This window comes from Stutzerimonas sp. R40042 (assembly GCF_026642215.1).
Lineage (GTDB): Bacteria > Pseudomonadota > Gammaproteobacteria > Pseudomonadales > Pseudomonadaceae > Stutzerimonas > Stutzerimonas frequens.
The window spans coordinates 3,698,736-3,714,945 of sequence record NZ_CP113258.1 but is presented as its reverse complement, the minus strand read 5'-3'; the positions used below and the strand labels follow the sequence as shown (position 1 = coordinate 3,714,945).

General features: G+C 62.4%; 14 protein-coding genes. 3 read left to right on the top strand and 11 right to left on the bottom strand.

Features of this window, described 5'->3' with window-relative positions:
- Window positions 1-34 precede the first annotated feature (34 nt).
- The 3 genes from rpsO to OUY36_RS17555 all read left to right on the top strand — a co-directional run bounded on the left by rpsO (window position 35) and on the right by OUY36_RS17555 (window position 3,196).
- A complete protein-coding gene (rpsO, locus tag OUY36_RS17565) occupies window positions 35-304 on the top strand; it encodes a 30S ribosomal protein S15 (protein ID WP_003293213.1) in 270 nt (89 codons plus the stop codon).
- A gap of 165 nt (window positions 305-469) precedes the next feature.
- Entirely contained in the window at window positions 470-2,575 is a 2,106-nt protein-coding gene (gene pnp / locus OUY36_RS17560; RefSeq protein ID WP_102838536.1) for a polyribonucleotide nucleotidyltransferase, read from the top strand.
- Between the two features lie 252 nt (window positions 2,576-2,827).
- Complete coding sequence (locus OUY36_RS17555) at window positions 2,828-3,196, top strand: BON domain-containing protein (RefSeq protein WP_110776032.1); 369 nt, start codon at window positions 2,828-2,830, stop codon at window positions 3,194-3,196.
- A gap of 58 nt (window positions 3,197-3,254) precedes the next feature.
- Here OUY36_RS17555 and OUY36_RS17550 read toward each other — a convergent pair whose 3' ends face one another.
- The 11 genes from OUY36_RS17550 to OUY36_RS17500 form a co-directional block, all read right to left on the bottom strand.
- Window positions 3,255-3,563, bottom strand: coding sequence for a DUF2845 domain-containing protein (locus OUY36_RS17550; RefSeq protein ID WP_110776033.1), 309 nt, complete (start codon window positions 3,561-3,563; stop codon window positions 3,255-3,257).
- Window positions 3,564-3,578: 15 nt separating this feature from the next.
- Complete coding sequence (locus OUY36_RS17545; RefSeq protein WP_063541293.1) at window positions 3,579-3,866, bottom strand: DUF2845 domain-containing protein; 288 nt, start codon at window positions 3,864-3,866, stop codon at window positions 3,579-3,581.
- Window positions 3,863-6,754, bottom strand: coding sequence for a DUF748 domain-containing protein (locus tag OUY36_RS17540; protein WP_267935292.1), 2,892 nt, complete (start codon window positions 6,752-6,754; stop codon window positions 3,863-3,865). The genes OUY36_RS17545 and OUY36_RS17540 overlap by 4 nt, the downstream gene beginning before the upstream one ends.
- Before the next feature lie 125 nt (window positions 6,755-6,879).
- Window positions 6,880-7,758 (bottom strand): oxygenase MpaB family protein, encoded by an 879-nt coding sequence (locus tag OUY36_RS17535; RefSeq protein ID WP_156245295.1) that lies wholly within the window; start codon window positions 7,756-7,758, stop codon window positions 6,880-6,882.
- A gap of 131 nt (window positions 7,759-7,889) precedes the next feature.
- Window positions 7,890-9,554, bottom strand: a complete 1,665-nt coding sequence (gene pgi / locus OUY36_RS17530; protein WP_063541296.1) for a glucose-6-phosphate isomerase — start codon at window positions 9,552-9,554, stop codon at window positions 7,890-7,892.
- A 349-nt stretch (window positions 9,555-9,903) separates the two neighbouring features.
- Complete coding sequence (panD, locus tag OUY36_RS17525) at window positions 9,904-10,284, bottom strand: aspartate 1-decarboxylase (protein ID WP_014597581.1); 381 nt, start codon at window positions 10,282-10,284, stop codon at window positions 9,904-9,906.
- 83 nt (window positions 10,285-10,367) lie between these two features.
- Entirely contained in the window at window positions 10,368-11,228 is an 861-nt protein-coding gene (gene panC / locus OUY36_RS17520) for a pantoate--beta-alanine ligase (protein ID WP_133455727.1), read from the bottom strand.
- Window positions 11,225-12,025, bottom strand: coding sequence for a 3-methyl-2-oxobutanoate hydroxymethyltransferase (gene panB / locus OUY36_RS17515; RefSeq protein ID WP_267935288.1), 801 nt, complete (start codon window positions 12,023-12,025; stop codon window positions 11,225-11,227). The genes panC and panB overlap by 4 nt, the downstream gene beginning before the upstream one ends.
- Window positions 12,026-12,151: 126 nt before the next feature.
- A complete protein-coding gene (gene folK / locus OUY36_RS17510; protein WP_200630076.1) occupies window positions 12,152-12,679 on the bottom strand; it encodes a 2-amino-4-hydroxy-6-hydroxymethyldihydropteridine diphosphokinase in 528 nt (175 codons plus the stop codon).
- Between the two features lies 1 nt (window position 12,680).
- The gene (locus tag OUY36_RS17505; RefSeq protein WP_102838528.1) at window positions 12,681-14,072 is read right to left on the bottom strand and encodes a polynucleotide adenylyltransferase PcnB; all 1,392 of its coding nucleotides are present in this window, start codon (window positions 14,070-14,072) and stop codon (window positions 12,681-12,683) included.
- 706 nt (window positions 14,073-14,778) lie between these two features.
- Window positions 14,779-16,191 (bottom strand): sigma-54-dependent transcriptional regulator, encoded by a 1,413-nt coding sequence (locus OUY36_RS17500; RefSeq protein ID WP_156245297.1) that lies wholly within the window; start codon window positions 16,189-16,191, stop codon window positions 14,779-14,781.
- Between the last annotated feature and the right edge of the window lie 19 nt (window positions 16,192-16,210).

Sequence of the window (16,210 nt, the reverse complement as noted above, 5' to 3'; positions counted from 1 at the left end):
TGATTCCCGGCCTGTTCACTCAAGGAGCCCTATCATGGCACTGAGCGTTGAAGAAAAAGCCCAGATCGTTAACGAGTACAAGCAAGCTGAAGGCGACACCGGTTCCCCGGAAGTGCAGGTAGCCCTGCTGACCGCCAACATCAACAAGCTGCAGGACCACTTCAAGGCCAACGGCAAAGATCACCACTCGCGTCGTGGTCTGATCCGCATGGTTAACCAGCGCCGCAAGCTGCTGGATTACCTGAAGGGTAAGGACACCACTCGTTACAGCACCCTGATCGGTCGTCTGGGTCTGCGTCGCTAAGACGCGCCCGCGCTGGAAGCCGGAAGCTGGAAGCCTGAAGTTGAAAGTGGGACATCCCTGCAATCAGCTTCGGTCTTCCAGCTTTTGGCTTTATTGCAGGTCGTTTCGGGCCGACTCCCGAGCGTTCTGCCAATTTCCCCAAGGCAACAAAGAGAAGGAAAAACCGTGAATCCGGTAATCAAGAAGTTCCAATTCGGTCAGTCGACCGTAACCCTGGAAACGGGTCGTATCGCCCGCCAGGCCTCCGGCGCAGTGCTGGTCACCGTTGATGACGATGTCACCGTGCTGGTGACCGTGGTCGGTGCCAAGACCGCCGATCCGAGCAAGGGGTTCTTCCCGCTCTCCGTGCATTACCAGGAGAAGACCTATGCAGCCGGCAAGATCCCCGGTGGTTTCTTCAAGCGTGAGGCGCGTCCTTCCGAGAAGGAAACCCTGACCTCGCGTCTGATCGATCGCCCGATCCGTCCGCTGTTCCCGGAAGGTTTCCAGAATGAAGTGCAGGTCATCTGCACCGTTGTTTCCACCAGCAAGAAGACCGATCCGGACATCGCTGCGATGATCGGTACTTCGGCCGCCCTGGCTGTTTCCGGCATTCCGTTCGACGGCCCGATCGGCGCCGCACGCGTGGCTTTCCACCCGGAAACCGGCTACCTGCTGAACCCGAACTACGAGCAGCTCAAGGCTTCCAGCCTGGACATGGTCGTGGCCGGCACCAAGGACGCCGTACTGATGGTCGAGTCGGAAGCCAAAGAGCTGACCGAAGACCAGATGCTGGGCGCCGTGCTGTTCGCCCATGACGAGTTCCAGGCCGTGATCAAGGCTGTCGAAGAGCTCGCCGCCGAAGCCGGCAAGCCGCGCTGGGACTGGACTGCCCCGCAGGCCAACACTGCGCTTTTGGACGCCATCCGTGCCGAGTTCGGTGAAGCCATCTCCCAGGCCTACACCATCACCATCAAGCAGGACCGCTACGCGCGCCTGGGCGAGCTGAAGGATCAGGTCGTTGCCAAGTTCTCCGGTGAGGAAGGCCAGCCGTCTGCCGGCGAAGTGAAGGACGCCTTCGGTGAGATCGAATACCGCACCGTGCGCGAGAACATCGTCAACGGCAAGCCGCGCATCGACGGTCGCGACACCCGCACCGTTCGCGGGCTGAACATCGAAGTCGGCGTGCTCGACAAGACCCACGGTTCGGCGCTGTTCACCCGTGGTGAAACCCAGGCCCTGGTCGTTGCCACCCTCGGCACCGCCCGGGACGCGCAGCTGCTCGACACCCTGGAAGGCGAGAAGAAAGACCCCTTCATGCTGCACTACAACTTCCCGCCGTACTCGGTCGGTGAGTGTGGTCGCATGGGTGCTACCGGTCGCCGCGAAATCGGCCACGGTCGCCTGGCCCGTCGTGGCGTTGCTGCCATGCTGCCGAGCGCCGACGAATTCCCGTACACCATCCGTGTGGTTTCCGAGATCACCGAATCCAACGGTTCCAGCTCCATGGCCTCGGTCTGTGGTGCCTCGCTGGCACTGATGGACGCTGGCGTGCCGATGAAGGCGCCGGTAGCCGGTATCGCCATGGGCCTGGTCAAGGAAGGCGAGAAGTTCGCCGTTCTGACCGACATTCTCGGTGACGAGGACCACCTCGGCGACATGGACTTCAAGGTTGCTGGTACTGCCAAGGGCGTAACCGCGCTGCAGATGGACATCAAGATCCAGGGCATCACCGAAGAGATCATGGAGATCGCTCTGGGCCAAGCCCTGGAAGCGCGCCTGAACATCCTCGGCCAGATGAACCAGGTCATTGCCCAGTCGCGTAGCGAGCTGTCGGCCAACGCACCGACCATGCTGGCGATGAAGATCGACCAGGACAAGATCCGCGACGTGATCGGCAAGGGCGGCGCCACCATCCGTGCGATCTGCGAAGAGACCAAAGCCTCGATCGACATCGAAGACGATGGCTCGATCAAGATCTTCGGCGAGACCAAGGACGCCGCCGAGGCAGCCAAGCAGCGCGTGCTGTCGATCACGGCTGAAGCCGAGATCGGCAAGATCTATGTGGGTAAGGTCGAGCGGATCGTCGACTTCGGTGCCTTCGTCAACATTCTGCCGGGCAAGGACGGTCTGGTGCACATCTCGCAGATCAGCGATCAGCGCATCGAGAAGGTGACCGACGTACTGAAGGAAGGTCAGGAAGTGAAGGTGTTGGTGCTGGACGTGGACAACCGCGGTCGTATCAAGCTTTCGATCAAGGACGTCGCGGCCGCCGAAGCTTCCGGCGTCTGATTCATGCTGTAGTGGATGAAAGGGCCCTTCGGGGCCCTTTCTCGTTTCTGGGGTCACGAGATTGCAAGATGCACGCGCGCACAGCCATGAACTTGCAATGTGCAACTGAGAGAAGGATGTACCGTTTAATTAACTTGTTGATTTTTATAGTAAAAAATATTTTCAAAAGTTGGCATGCAGCTTGCGCCTGTTATTCACGAGTCTGCGGTTCGGAGTCATACCGCAGAAACCACGAGAACAGGAGTGACATCTATGAAGACTATTCAGACACTGACTGCCACCGCCATTGCCGCTGCCCTCAGCCTGCCACTCGCTGGTGCTGCTCTGGCAGATAACACGCCTGCCATCGACGACACCAGCACTGTGATGCTGGCTGCCAACACCGTGGACAATGCGACCGATGCAGCATCCGATACTTGGATCACTACCAAGGTGAAGTCCACCCTGCTGGCCGAAGATGCGACTCCGGGTATGGACATCGAAGTGGAAACCAAGGACGGCGTCGTTTCGCTGTCCGGTACAGTGGCAACCGAGGCGGAAAAAGAAGCAGCCATCGCCAAGGCGCGTGGCATCGAAGGCGTGAAGGACGTCTCAGCTGATGGCTTGAAAGCTGTCGACTGATTCTGTTTCAGCGCAGACATAAAGAAACCCCGCCAAATGGCGGGGTTTTGCATTGGGGCTAGTTTCCTCGCTGGCTCTCGATCTGTCGGAGCCTGTTACCTTCGAAGCGCAGGAAGTGAAGCATGCCGTGGTTGGGCCCATAGACCCACTCTTCGACCGGCACCTCCTGAGCGTAGCCATAGTCGTCGATAACCTGCTTATAGCCGATCAGCGAACTGCTGGTCGGCTCGCCGCACTTACTGCGAACCTCTGCCGTGCTGGCATCCAGGCTCACCAGCCGGCTGTTGCAGCGATAGGTCGATGAGGCTTCGGCGAGGAAACTGGCCGAAAGCAGGGCGAGTAGGGCGGCGGGCAAGTAACGGACCATTGGTTGGCTCCAGACTCAGTTGGCTCGACGGGTTTCGATGCGTACCAGGCGGTTGCCTTCGAAAGTCAGAATGCTGAGCATTCCGTTACGCGGTCCATAGACCCATTCTTCCAGCATAAGCTCATGACGGTCATGCCGGCCCAGGCGATAGCCGACAACGTCGCGGTGTTGCGGCGCACCGCATTTGCGCTCGACTTCGAAGGTGCGGTCGCCGGTAGTGACCAGCTGATTGCCGCAGCGTAGCGTGTCGGCCGTGGCGCTCGCGCTGATCAGCAGGGCGGCGAGCAAGTATCCTTTCTTCATTCTTCGCTTCCCAAATTCAGGGTTGTAGCAATCCGGCCGTCGTTGCCGGCCTCGGTAGTACCGGTATCCAGCAGGTAGAGGCGCTCTGGTGTCAGCCCGGCCTGGACGAGATAGCTCTTGATCGAGGCGGCGCGCTCACGACTCAGACGGCGTAGCAAGGCAGGACTCTGTGCCCAGGAATCGATGATCGCTTGGCGAAGCTGCTGGGCTCGGGTTTCGCTCTCCAGATCGTCCCATTCCGCTGGAGGTTGTTGCTTCAGCCGGCTGCGATAGATGCCCTCCAGAAGCGGCGCCTGATCCTGCTCGTCCACAGTAAGCTGAGCGGGATCGGACGGTACCTTGTCGCCTCGGCGCTGCAGGATACGGTACTGAATCTGGCGATACTCGTCCTGTAGACGTTCTTCGGCGAGGAGCGGGCCGTCCGTTGCCGTGGCGCTCATGCCTTCGATCTCAAGACGTAGCCCGGGTCGCTGTTTCAGCCCGGCGGCCAGGGTATCCAGGGTCTGGCGCGCCGCTGGGTCCAGTTCGCTGCTGCCCGGAGCAAAATCGATGTGGCTCAGGTCGCTCTGGTCGCCGCCAGCCAGCCCGGCGATGAACTTGAACGGGGCTTTGGCCGCACGCACCACCAGGTTGCGCAACGTTTGCCAGATGATCGGCATGACGCTGAACTGCGGATTGTTCAGGTCGCCCTGCACGGGCAGCTCGATGGAGATCGTGCCGTTGCTGTCCTTCAGTAATGCGACCGCCAAGCGTACGGGCAGATCCACCGCGTCGGGACTGTCCACCTGTTCGCCGAGTTGCAACTGCTCCAGGACCACCTTGTTGTCGGCGTTCAGCTGGCCGTTCTGGATGCGGTAGTGCAGGTCCAGGTTGAGGCGTCCCTTGCGGATCCGATAGCCAGCAAACTTGCCCGCATAAGGCGTCAGGGTGGTCAGCTCGACCTGGCGGAAACTGGTGGCGATATCCAGGCTCTGCAGCGGGTCGAAGGGCGTCAGGCTGCCCTTGATGCTCACGGGTGCGTATTGATCGACCTTGCCGGCAATGTTCACTGAGGCTGGCTTCTGCTCGCGATTGTCCAGCGTGCCAATGTCGCCATTGAGCGACTGGATGGCGGTGACGAAGGGCGGGCGCAGGCTGAAGTCGGCGAAGTTGGCCGATCCGTCGGCGATGGCGATGCCGCCGATGCGGATGGCCAATGGTTCCGATGCCTGCTCCTCGGAAGCCTCTTGCGCGGTGGATTCGCTGCGCTCGACCAGCAGGTCGTTGATGTTGGTGCTCAGATCTGGGTTGATGATGAAGCGGGCGTAGGGCTGGCTCAGATCGATCCGTTCGATTTCCAGGCTCCGTGGGTGCTGGTAATCGAGACCATCGAGCTGCAGCCGCTGCCATTTGATGAAGTCGCGATTGTTGATGGTATCGAGAGTGTGCAGCTGCGTGGCGTCGACACTACCGCGAACGTTGAAGGCCAATGGCTCGATGCCCTGCAGGTTGACCTGCAGTTCGCTGCTGAGCATGCCGCTGCGTAGCTCCAGGCTCACCAGTGGGCTGAGGTAGGCCTGAGCGATGCGCAGGTCTATGTCGCGGGTGGTTACTGCCAGCTCACCGCTGACCGGGCTGAGCTGCAGCTGTCCCTGGGCCTGGAGCGTCCCCTGCTTGCCGACCCCTGTGTCCAGCTTCAGCGAGAAGGGGCGGGTAGCGAGGCTGTCGAAATCGCTGATGTCCAGGTTCAGCGGGCCGAGCTCCAGCTCGACCTCGTCAACCGGGACGCGATCGACCAGGTGCACCCGGTAATCACGCAGCTGACCATCGTGCAGCAATACCTGCCATGGTTCGCCAGATGTCCGGGCTTCGCTGTCCGGAGTCTGGTCGTCGGCAGTCGACGGGGACGCACTTGTGGCGAACAGTTTCTGCCAATCCAGCTCGCCATCGGCTTCACGGGCGGCCCAGGTTTTCAGGTTGCGGCTGCGCAGCTTGCCGATACTGACCTGCCGCCTGGCCAGGTCCAGCGTCGTTTCGCTCAGCTCCAGGCGCTCCAGGCGCACCAGCTTGCGCCCGTCCGGGCTGTCGAGGGCCAGCGGCGCCAGGGTGGCCTGGGCGTTATCCAGCGTCAGGGCCAGGCCGTCGCTGAGATCGAGGCGGTAGCCGGTACTCAGGTCGATGCTGCCATCCTGCAGAACCAGTGGCGCTGCGTCGCGCACGTAGGGCCAGAAGGCCTCGAGCGGTAGCTTGCTGATCTGCAGCTGGCCGCGGGAGGCTAGCGGCTGCAAGCTGAGGTCGCCTTGCCAAACGATGCGTCCGCCACTCGCGCCGCTGGCGGTGAGGCGTGCGTCGGCGCTGTCGTCGCTGCGGGTGGCAAGGTTGTGCAGCTCGAGGTCCAGGGAGTCGTAGACCAGCTCGATGGGCTCGCTCGGGCGACGATCCTCGAAAGCGACGTGGCCGCGTACCAGCCGCAACTGGTCGATGCGCAGCGCGAGCAGGTCGCGTTCGCCGTCGTCGGAAGGCTCTGCTGGAGGAATATCGAAGAGTTGACTGAGGTTCAGGGTGCCGTCATTGGCAACACGGACTTCGGTATGCGGTGCCACCAACTCGACGGTAGCCAGGTGCAGCGTACGTTGCCAGAGGCTCGCCCATTGCAGATCGAGGTAGAGCTGCTCGAAGGCCAGCGGGCGATCATTTTCGTCACCGATGCGCAGGTCGAACAGGGAGAGCTCAAGGCTGAAGGGATTGAACTCGACACGTTGCAGACTGGCCGGCACCGTCGCGTAGGCCGCAAGCTGCTGATTAGCGATGCGCTGGGCAATGCCTGGCAGGATCAGGAAGCCAAGCAGGCTGTAGCAGATCAGCACGAGCGCCACGCCGCTGAACGCTCGCTTCATTCCATTGGGCATGACCGGAAGTATTCCTGGCGGATGGTTGCCTTGGAGTATGGCATGGGTGCGCGGTTCCCGAATCGGCCCGATATGGGCATTGGGCAGCGCGCCGCAGATTGGCGATGGCGGACGCGGCATGCACCTCAGCCGCGTGGCGGCAAGCCCATGCGTCGGCGTGCCCGATGCACCGAGGCATTGCGCACTGCCCAGCGTAGCGCTGGCGCGGTACTGCGTACGCCGCTGCGGAGTAACTGACGGCGCGCGTCGCTCAGCGATATGCCGAACATGGCTGCGGCCCATTCCGGCAGCAACTCAACACCAGCGTGCAACATTAGCGTGCCGAACGGCCGTAGCAGCGGGCTTGGTGCCGGAGCGGTGCGCAGTATGCGCAGGATCTCCAGGGTGCGTTCGTCGATCCGCAGCTGCGGGCGGAGCCGTTCGAGGTACGCCTCGACTTCGGCGCGCGAGCGTGGAACCTCACCGGCGCCGAGCCGTTCGGCAATCAGTGCGACTTCGGCGTAGTAGCGATCCTGGTCGGCTGCGCAGAGACCGGGGTCGCGGTAGCGCAGGTGCGATTTGAGAAAGCTGCTGACTTCGGCGACATGCACCCAGGTCAGCAGGTCGGGATCGGAGGCGGCGTAGGGTCGACCATCCGGTGCCGTCCCGGCCACGTCCAGGTGGATGCGTCGGACCCGCTCGATCAGGCGTTCGGCATCGGCGTGGCTGCCGAACGTCGTGGCGGCGATGAACTGCCCGGTACGCCGCAGACGGCCGAGCAGATCCTCGCGAAAGTTCGAGTGATCCCATACGCCCGACAGCGCCAACGGGTGCAGCGCTTGCAATAGCAGTGCAGAGATCCCGCCGACCATCATCGAGGTGAAGTCGCCATGCACGCGCCAGCACACTGACTCAGGCCCGAACAGGCCGGGATCGCCTGGAGGGTTTTCGTAGTCGACACCGCCAATCGCCAGACCGGTAAGGCTGAGCACGCGGGTTTCGATATGACGGCGGAGGAATTCCATGGCGACAGCGCTGCTGACTTGGCAAGCGGCGATGGTACCTGAAGAGGCGCAGAGGGCTCGCCAGTTGTCGGGGTAAAAGAGGGCAAGATAGACCGGACAGCAGCTGCGCGCTGTCCGGTCGAGAGGACTTATCAGCCGCGGTGGCGACCGCGGAAGAAGTCGATCAGGCCCTGGGTCGAAGCGTCTTCGGCCGGTGCGGCATCGAAGCGGGTCATCTGATTGTAGACCGCCTTGCCAAGATCCTTGCCGAGCTCGACGCCCCACTGGTCGAAGGAGTTGATACCCCAGATCACGCCCTGGACGAATACCTTGTGCTCGTATAGCGCAATCAGCGCACCGAGGCGGCCGGGGCTGATGGTCTCCATCACCACGGTGTTGCTCGGTCGATTGCCCGGAATCACCTTGTGCGGCGCCAGGCGCTGAACCTCGTCTTCGTTAAGGCCTTTGGCACGCAGTTCGGCCTCGGCTTCCTCACGGGTCTTGCCGCGCATCAGCGCCTGGCTCTGCGACAGGCAGTTGGCGTAGAGCCATTCATGGTGATCGGCCACTGGATTGTGGCTGACCACCGGCACGATGAAGTCGGCCGGAATCAGCGGTGTGCCCTGGTGCAGCAGTTGGTGGTAGGCGTGCTGGCCATTGCAGCCGACGCCGCCCCAGATCACCGGGCCGGTGCTGTAAGTCACCGGCGTGCCATCCTGGCGCACGCTCTTGCCGTTGGATTCCATGTCCATCTGCTGCAGGTGTTTGACGAAGTTGCGCAGGTAGTGGTCGTAGGGCAGGAAGGCGTAGCTCTGCGCGCCCCAGAAGTTGTGGTACCAGATGCCGAGCATCGCCAGTAGCACCGGCATGTTGCTTTCGAACGGCTCGCTAAGGAAATGCTGGTCCATGCTGTAGGCGCCGGAAAGCAGGTCCTTGAAGTTGGACATGCCGATCGCCAGGGCGATGGGCAGGCCGATCGCCGACCACAGCGAGTAGCGCCCGCCGACCCAGTCCCACATCGGGAAGATGTTCTTTTCGCGAATGCCGAAGTCGATGGCCGCCTGCTTGTTGCTGGTGACGGCGATGAAGTGGCGGTAGAGCTTCTCCTCGGTACCGCCCTTGCCCAGATACCAGGTGCGTGCAGCCTGGGCATTCTTCAGCGTCTCGAGGGTACCGAAGGTCTTGCTGGAAATGATGAACAGCGTGGTCTCGACATTCAGCTTGGCGGTCACTTCGCGGAATTCGCTGCCGTCGATGTTGGCCAGGTAGTGCGTACGCACGCCGTGCTGGGTGAAGGGCAGCAGCGCCTCGGAGACCAGTTGCGGGCCGAGGAACGAGCCGCCGATGCCGATGTTCACCACGTCGGTGATGGTCTTGTCGCTGAAGCCGCGCCACAGGTTGTTGTGGATGCGAGTAACGATGTCGGTCATCTGCGCCAGGGCGGTATGCACGTCACGCATGATGTTCTTGCCGTCGACCATCACCGAGTCGCCCATGGGGCGGCGCAGGGCCGTGTGCAGCACCGGACGGTTTTCCGACGCGTTGATGCGTTCGCCTTCGAACATGGCGTGCGCGGCTTGCTCAACCCCGGCCTCGCGGGCCAGGTTGACCAGCAGGGTGCGGGTTTCGGGGGTGATCAGGTTCTTCGAATAATCGAGAAACAGCCCGCTGCAGGAAACCGACAGGTCAGCGAAGCGCGTCGGGTCGGCCTTGAAGGCCTCGCGCATGCTGAAGTTCTGCATAGCCAGGCGGTGTTCTTCCAGGGCCTTCCAGGACGGCAGGCCGGTGACGTCGAGCGGATGCTGGTAGTAGCTCATGGTGATGCGGCTTCCTTTGCTTTGACAGGCCGCTGAACCCCCGTGAATCCGCGCAGCGAGCGCGCATGTTGCCTCGGGGATTCAGTGATGTGTATGACCGTGCGGGCACGCCGGCACTCGTTCCTGAATGCTGCGGATGCTGGCCGAACCCGGCTTTCACCGAGCCGGTGAGGCACATCCTATGCCATCAGAGACAGCTCAGACAGAGAAAACCCCTGCTGCGTTCCGGGCTTTCGCCTTCTATTCGATTCGCGCCGGCCTGCTGTCTGGGCGCCGATGCTGCACACAACGAAAAAGCCCGAAGTGCGGAACACTTCGGGCTTCTATTCGACAGCGCCTGAATGGGGACTCAGGCGACCTGTACCGGGATGGCGTTGCTGGTATGGCTCAGCTCGCCGTCTGCGCCCATGTAGAGCACATGCGGCTTGAAGTTGGCCAGCTCGGCTTCGCTGTAGTGCGCGTAGGCGCAGATGATCAGGCGATGACCGACACCTGCCTTGTGGGCGGCGGCACCGTTGACCGAAATGATCTTCGAACCTTCCTCGCCGCGGATGGCGTAGGTGGTGAAGCGCTCGCCGTTGTCGACGTTATAGATCTGGATCTGCTCGTATTCGCGGATACCGGCCAGGTCCAGCCACTCGCCGTCGATGGCGCAGGAGCCTTCGTAGTCGAGCACCGAGTGAGTTACCTGGGCGCGGTGCAGTTTGGCCTTGAGCATGATGGCGTGCATGGCAGGGTCCTCCGGGGGCGCAAGCGGCGCAGAGTGTGCCCGAAGCCTCGAACGTGATCAAGGCTGCAGGCAATTGGCATGGATCAGGCCGATGTGTGGATATCGACCATCAGGTTGTCGATCAGCCGCGTCTTGCCCAGGAAGGCTGCGGCGAGGATTACCAGCTCGGCAGACGCGTCGCTTACCGGCTGCAGGTCGATCGCATTGCGAATTTCCAGATAGTCCGGCCGTAGTCCCGCAGCGCGCAGGCTTTCCAGACCTTCGGCGACGAGTGTCGAGTAGTCGCGTCGGCCGTTCTGGATCGCATCTTTCAGCTGGGTCAGCGTTCGGTACAGCAGCGGTGCCGTGGCACGCTCGTCGGCGCTCAGATAGCCGTTTCGCGAGGACAGCGCCAGGCCATCCACGTCGCGCACGGTGGGCTCGGAGATGATCTGCACCGGCATGTTCAGGTCGCGCACCATGGTGCGGATCACCGCCAGCTGCTGGAAATCCTTCTGGCCGAACACGGCGAGGTCCGGCAGAACCATGTTGAACAGCTTGCTGACCACCGTGGAGACGCCGTCGAAATGACCGGGGCGACTGCCTCCGCAGAGGCCTTCGGATACGCCGGGTACGCGAACGATGGTCTGGTTGGCCTGGCCGTGGGGGTACATCTCCTCCACGCTGGGCGCGAAGAGCAGGTGGCAGCCGGCGTCGAACAGCTTGTCCTGATCTGCGGCGAGGGTGCGCGGATAGTTGTCCAGGTCTTCGTTGGGGCCGAACTGCAGCGGGTTGACGAAGATGCTCGCGACGACGAAATCGGCACGCTGACCGGCTTTCTTCACCAACGCGATGTGGCCGGCGTGCAGGTTGCCCATGGTTGGCACGAAGCCGATGCGCTTGCCCTCGCCGCGCGCGCGGGCAACCGCGGCGCGCAGGTCGGCGATGGTCTTGACGACGTTCATGCGGAGAACCCGTGTTCGGCTGCAGGGAATTCGGCGGCTTTGACCGCCTTGACATAGCCGGCGATGGCCGAGGGGATGTCGCCATGCTCACGCATGAAGTTCTTCACGAACTTCGGTACGCGGCCACTGAGCGACAGGCCGAGCATATCGTGCAGCACCAGCACCTGGCCGTCGGTGTCGCTGCCGGCGCCGATGCCGATTACCGGAATCTGCACGGCACGGGTGATGCGTGCGGCCAGTTCGCTGGGTACGCATTCGAGCAGCAACATGGCGGCGCCGGAGGCTTCAAGCGACTTGGCATCCTCCAGCATCTGCTGCGCCTGCGCTTCTTCACGGCCCTGTACCTTGTAGCCACCGAACAGGTTGACCGCTTGCGGCGTCAGCCCCATGTGCGCACACACCGGAATGCCGCGGTCGGCCAGCAGGCGGATCGACTCGGCCAGCCAGGCGGTGCCTTCCAGCTTGATCATGTGGGCTCCGGCCTGCATCAGCGCTGCGGAGTTGTTCAGGGTCTGCTCGGTGGTGGCGTTGGCCATGAACGGCAGGTCGGCGACGATCATCGCGCCACGGTTGCCGCGCTTGACGCTGGCGGTGTGGTAGGCCATGTCGGCGACGGTGACCGGCAGGGTGCTGTCCTGACCTTGCAGGACCATGCCGAGTGAATCGCCGATCAGCAGCATCTCGACGCCTGCGTCGCAGGCGGTCTTGGCGAAGGTGGCGTCATAGCAGGTGAGCATGACGATCTTCTCGCCCTTCTGCTTGAGCCCTTGCAGCGTGGTCAGGGTGACGTCTGGCATGAATGCCGTCCTCTTCGAGCCTCGGAGGTCAGGGTTGCCATGCGGTGCACCTATGGTGTGCCAAGACCGCGGATGGCTGAGGGCGCTTATAGTCCCGGCGGCGGCAGCCTAAGTCAATCGCGAGTGTTACCTACGCGTTACGTTCGTTACCGCGGCGGTGACACCCGCATCGGCGAGCCGCTCCAGCCCGCTGAATGGGCAGGCCGCGAGCAGGTCGGCCAGGCGGCGACCATCGGCCAGCGCCAGCTCCCCGGGGGCGATCTCGGCCAATGGATAGAGCACGAACGGGCGGGCCTGCATGTGGTAGTGCGGAACCTTGAGTCGCGGCTCGTCGATCAGTCGCTCGCCGAACAGCAGGATGTCCAGATCTAGGGTGCGCGGACCCCAGCGTTCGGCCTTGCGCTCGCGCCCCTGGGCCTGCTCGATACGTTGCAGGGCATCGAGCAGGTCCAGAGGCTGGAGATCGGTATCCAGTGCCGCGACGGCATTGACATAGCGTGGCTGGTCGGCAGGTCCGAGCGGATCGCTGGCATAAAGGGATGAGACCGCGACCAGCCTGGTCTGCGGCAGCTCGGCCAGTGCCTGCAGAGCGCCACGCAGCTGTCGCTGGGGATCGGCCAGGTTGCTGCCCAGGCCGATATAGGCGCGCTCCATCTCAGTCGGCCGAACCGGCAGGAGTGTCGCCCGGGCCGCGCCGCCGGCGACCGCCGCGACGACGTTTCTTGGCGCCGCCGTCATCCTTGCCGCTGAGGCCGCGAATCATGTTGCGGCGCTCGCTGTCGCTGGCTTCCTGATAGTCGGTCCACCAGTCGCCGAGGCCGCCGGTTTTCTCCCCGGCGCTTTCGCGCAGCAGCAGGAAGTCGTAGCCGGCACGGAAGCGTGGGTTCTCCAGCAACTGGTCGGCACGTCGCCCCTGCCGGCGTGGCAGACGCTCCTGCATGTCCCAGATCTCGCGCATGGGGATGGTAAAACGCTTCGGAATGGCGGTGCGCTGGCACTGCTCCCAGATGATGTCGTGGGCGGCTTCCTGCATCGCCGGAATCGGCGGCATGCCGCGGTCCTGCAGCTCCAGCACGCGGGCCGGCAGGGCTGGCCAGAGCAGTGCGGCGAAGAGGAACGCCGGTGTTACCGGCTTGCCCTGCTGGATGCGCAGGTCGGTATTGGCCAGCGCATTGCGAATCAGCGTACCGGCGTACTCGGGGTTGCGCTCCAGCGCGGCGGCGGCGGCCGGGAACAGCGGGGCGAACAGATCGTATTCGAGCAGCAGTTCGAAGGTGCGCTCGGCCTTGCCGCCGAGGAACAGCTTGAGCGTTTCGTCGAACAGGCGGGCCGAGGGAATGCCGTCGAGCAGGTCGGCCAGGTCGACGATGGGCTCGGCGCTGTGGCGCTCGATTTCGAAATCGAGCTTGGCGGCGAAACGCACCGCGCGCAGCATGCGCACCGGGTCTTCCTGATAGCGCTGTTCGGGGTCGCCAATCAGGCGAACCAGGCGGTTGCGGATGTCATGCACGCCGTGGGTGTGATCGAGGATGCGCTCGGTGGTCGGGTCGTAATACAGCGCATTGATGGTGAAGTCGCGGCGTTGTGCGTCATCTTCGAGCGTGCCGTAGACATTGTCGCGCAGGATGCGGCCGCTCTCGTTGCGTGAGGCCAGCTGGCTGGCGTCCTCGTCGTCTTCTTCCGGGTGGTTGGCGCGGAAGGTGGCGACCTCGATGATCTCGCGTCCGAAATGCACATGGACGAGCTTGAAGCGGCGTCCGATCACCCGCGCATTGCGAAACTCGGCTCGAACCTGCTCGGGCGTTGCGCTGGTGGCGACGTCGTAATCCTTGGGATTGAGCTGCAGCAACAGATCGCGCACGCAGCCGCCCACGACATAGGCCTCGTACCCGGCCTGCTGCAAGCGTTCGACCACGCTCACCGCATGCCGACTGATCGCGCTGCGCTGCAGGGAATGCTGCCGGCTGGACAGAATTTCAGGTGAGCGTCGGGCGTGCGGGATACGGCGCAGAGGAAGACGAAAAGACTGGAACAGCTTTTTCAGCATGGGGGGCAACTGTGTGACGGAATGACGGGCCGGTGTCGCGAATAGCCGCGAAACCTGCGCGGATTCTAGCACCGAGAGGCTCGGATGGTGAACGAAGCGCGGAGAGGTGTCAAAAAGCACGTCGCCGATTGCGATGCAGGCACGACTGGTGACTGTTTGGCTGGCGTTATGTGAGGTAGCAGATAGCACTGAGGGGAGCCGAAGCTCCCCTCTGAATGATGTCGCGTGCTTATTTATTGTTATTGGTCATGCAGGCGTGCTGTTCTTGTTGTTCGCCTGTTCCGTCCGGCCGTAGCCATCAGGAGCGCTCCTACACTGGGAGCTAATAGCAAACGGATTTCTTTGGTCGCTGACTTTGCCTCGATCTACGATCCAACCAGTTCAGGCGCTGCTTGAGCAGTTTTTGTTGTTCTCGGCCTGGTCGTGGGGTTAGCCCCGTGGCAAGTCCTCTCCAAAAGAATCAGTTAGCTGCGCCTCCGCCTTCTTGTCGTTGTTTTGCTGGAGCCGTTACGTCTTGTTCTTATTGTGGGATCTGCTTGTTATTGTTGTTGTGCCATTAAGTAAGCAGTTGCCGTGCCACTTTTTTAAAGTCCTTTTATTTCAAGCATTTGCGTATTTTCAGCGGTGCGAGTTGCAAGAAAAAAACCGGGGCACCGTTACCGATGCTCCCGGTTTGTGTTACGAGCGATGCGAGGGCGGTAACAGGTTACCCGGTGACGCTACCCGACTTGCGGCGCGGAATGCCCAGGCGCTGGCGTCGCTCCCACAGGCATTTGCGACTGATTCCCAGCTTGCGCGCCAGTTCGGTTTCGGTCATGTGATCCTGGTGCTCGAGCACGAAATGCTGGAAGTAGTCTTCCAGCGAAAGGTCTTCGGTCGGCTCGTTGCCGCCGACCACGCCACGCATGGCGCCAAGCGGCTCATCGAAGTCATCGTCCAGCTCATCTAGCTCGATATCGATGCCCAGTAATTCGGCGTCGATCTCCGGGCTCTCGCTGAGGATGGCGGCACGCTCGATGGCATTTTCCAGTTCGCGGACATTGCCCGGCCAGGAATAGTGGCGGATCGCTTGTTCGGCGTCGCGAGAGAAACGCAGGTCATCACTGTTTAGGCGTTCAGCCTGACGGGCGAGGAAAGCCTTGGCGATTTCCAGCACGTCATTACCACGTTCACGCAGCGGCGGAAGCTTGAGGGCGATGACATGCAGGCGGTAGTAGAGGTCTTCACGGAACTGGCCGGTCTTGGCCAGCGTTTTCAGGTCGCGGTGGGTGGCGGCGATCAGGCGCACATCGACTTTCTGCGACTGCACCGAGCCGACGCGGCGGATCTCGCCTTCCTGCAGCACTCTGAGCAGGCGCGCCTGGGCTTCGAGCGGAAGCTCACCGATCTCATCGAGGAACAGCGTGCCCCCATCGGCCGCTTCCACAAGCCCGGCGCGCCCCGCGCTGGCGCCGGTGAAGGCGCCTTTCTCATGGCCGAACAGTTCCGACTCGATCAAGGTTTCCGGAATCGCCGCGCAATTCACCGAGATCATCGGTGCCTTGGCCCGGCGTGAGAGGTTGTGCAGGGCCCGCGCCACCAGTTCTTTGCCGGTCCCGGACTCACCCTGGATAAGGACATTCGAGTCAGTCGGCGCAACCTTGCGGATCTTGCTGAACAGTTCCTGCATCGGCGTGCAATGGCCGATGATACCGATGTCGTCGCGCGAGGCTGCGCCCGGCGCTGCGCCTGCATTGCGAGTAGCTTGGGGTTGTGTGGTGGCGGCCTGCTGATGATCGCTGAGGATACGCGCCACAGCCTGCAGCATCTCGTCGTGATCGAACGGTTTGGCGATGTAATCCACCGCTCCCATTTTCATCGAATCCACCGCCGAGCGCAGGCTGGCGTAGCTGGTCATGATCAGCACCGGTGTGCCTTCGGCGAGCTTGATCAATTCGGTGCCCGGTGCGCCGGGCAGCCTAAGGTCGCTGATGATGAGATCGAAACCCGGGATGCTGTAGCGCTCCTGCGCCTCCTGTACCGAGCCGGCTTCGCTGACCTCGTACTGGTTGCGTTCGAGGAGGCGCCGCAGGGCGGAGCGGATGATGGTTTCGTCTTCGACGATCAGAATATGTGACATCAGTACTCTCTCGACGGTC

Excerpts from the sequence above, each read along its gene's own strand:
- rpsO (WP_003293213.1), top strand. The coding sequence starts at position 35 with ATGGCACTGAGCGTTGAAGAAAAAGCCCAGATCGTTAACGAGTACAAG.
- OUY36_RS17555 (WP_110776032.1), top strand. The coding sequence starts at position 2,828 with ATGAAGACTATTCAGACACTGACTGCCACCGCCATTGCCGCTGCCCTC.
- OUY36_RS17550 (WP_110776033.1), bottom strand. The coding sequence starts at position 3,563 with ATGGTCCGTTACTTGCCCGCCGCCCTACTCGCCCTGCTTTCGGCCAGT.
- OUY36_RS17545 (WP_063541293.1), bottom strand. The coding sequence starts at position 3,866 with ATGAAGAAAGGATACTTGCTCGCCGCCCTGCTGATCAGCGCGAGCGCC.
- OUY36_RS17540 (WP_267935292.1), bottom strand. The coding sequence starts at position 6,754 with ATGCCCAATGGAATGAAGCGAGCGTTCAGCGGCGTGGCGCTCGTGCTG.
- OUY36_RS17535 (WP_156245295.1), bottom strand. The coding sequence starts at position 7,758 with ATGGAATTCCTCCGCCGTCATATCGAAACCCGCGTGCTCAGCCTTACC.
- pgi (WP_063541296.1), bottom strand. The coding sequence starts at position 9,554 with ATGAGCTACTACCAGCATCCGCTCGACGTCACCGGCCTGCCGTCCTGG.
- panD (WP_014597581.1), bottom strand. The coding sequence starts at position 10,284 with ATGCACGCCATCATGCTCAAGGCCAAACTGCACCGCGCCCAGGTAACT.
- panC (WP_133455727.1), bottom strand. The coding sequence starts at position 11,228 with ATGAACGTCGTCAAGACCATCGCCGACCTGCGCGCCGCGGTTGCCCGC.
- panB (WP_267935288.1), bottom strand. The coding sequence starts at position 12,025 with ATGCCAGACGTCACCCTGACCACGCTGCAAGGGCTCAAGCAGAAGGGC.
- folK (WP_200630076.1), bottom strand. The coding sequence starts at position 12,679 with ATGGAGCGCGCCTATATCGGCCTGGGCAGCAACCTGGCCGATCCCCAG.
- OUY36_RS17505 (WP_102838528.1), bottom strand. The coding sequence starts at position 14,072 with ATGCTGAAAAAGCTGTTCCAGTCTTTTCGTCTTCCTCTGCGCCGTATC.
- OUY36_RS17500 (WP_156245297.1), bottom strand. The coding sequence starts at position 16,191 with ATGTCACATATTCTGATCGTCGAAGACGAAACCATCATCCGCTCCGCC.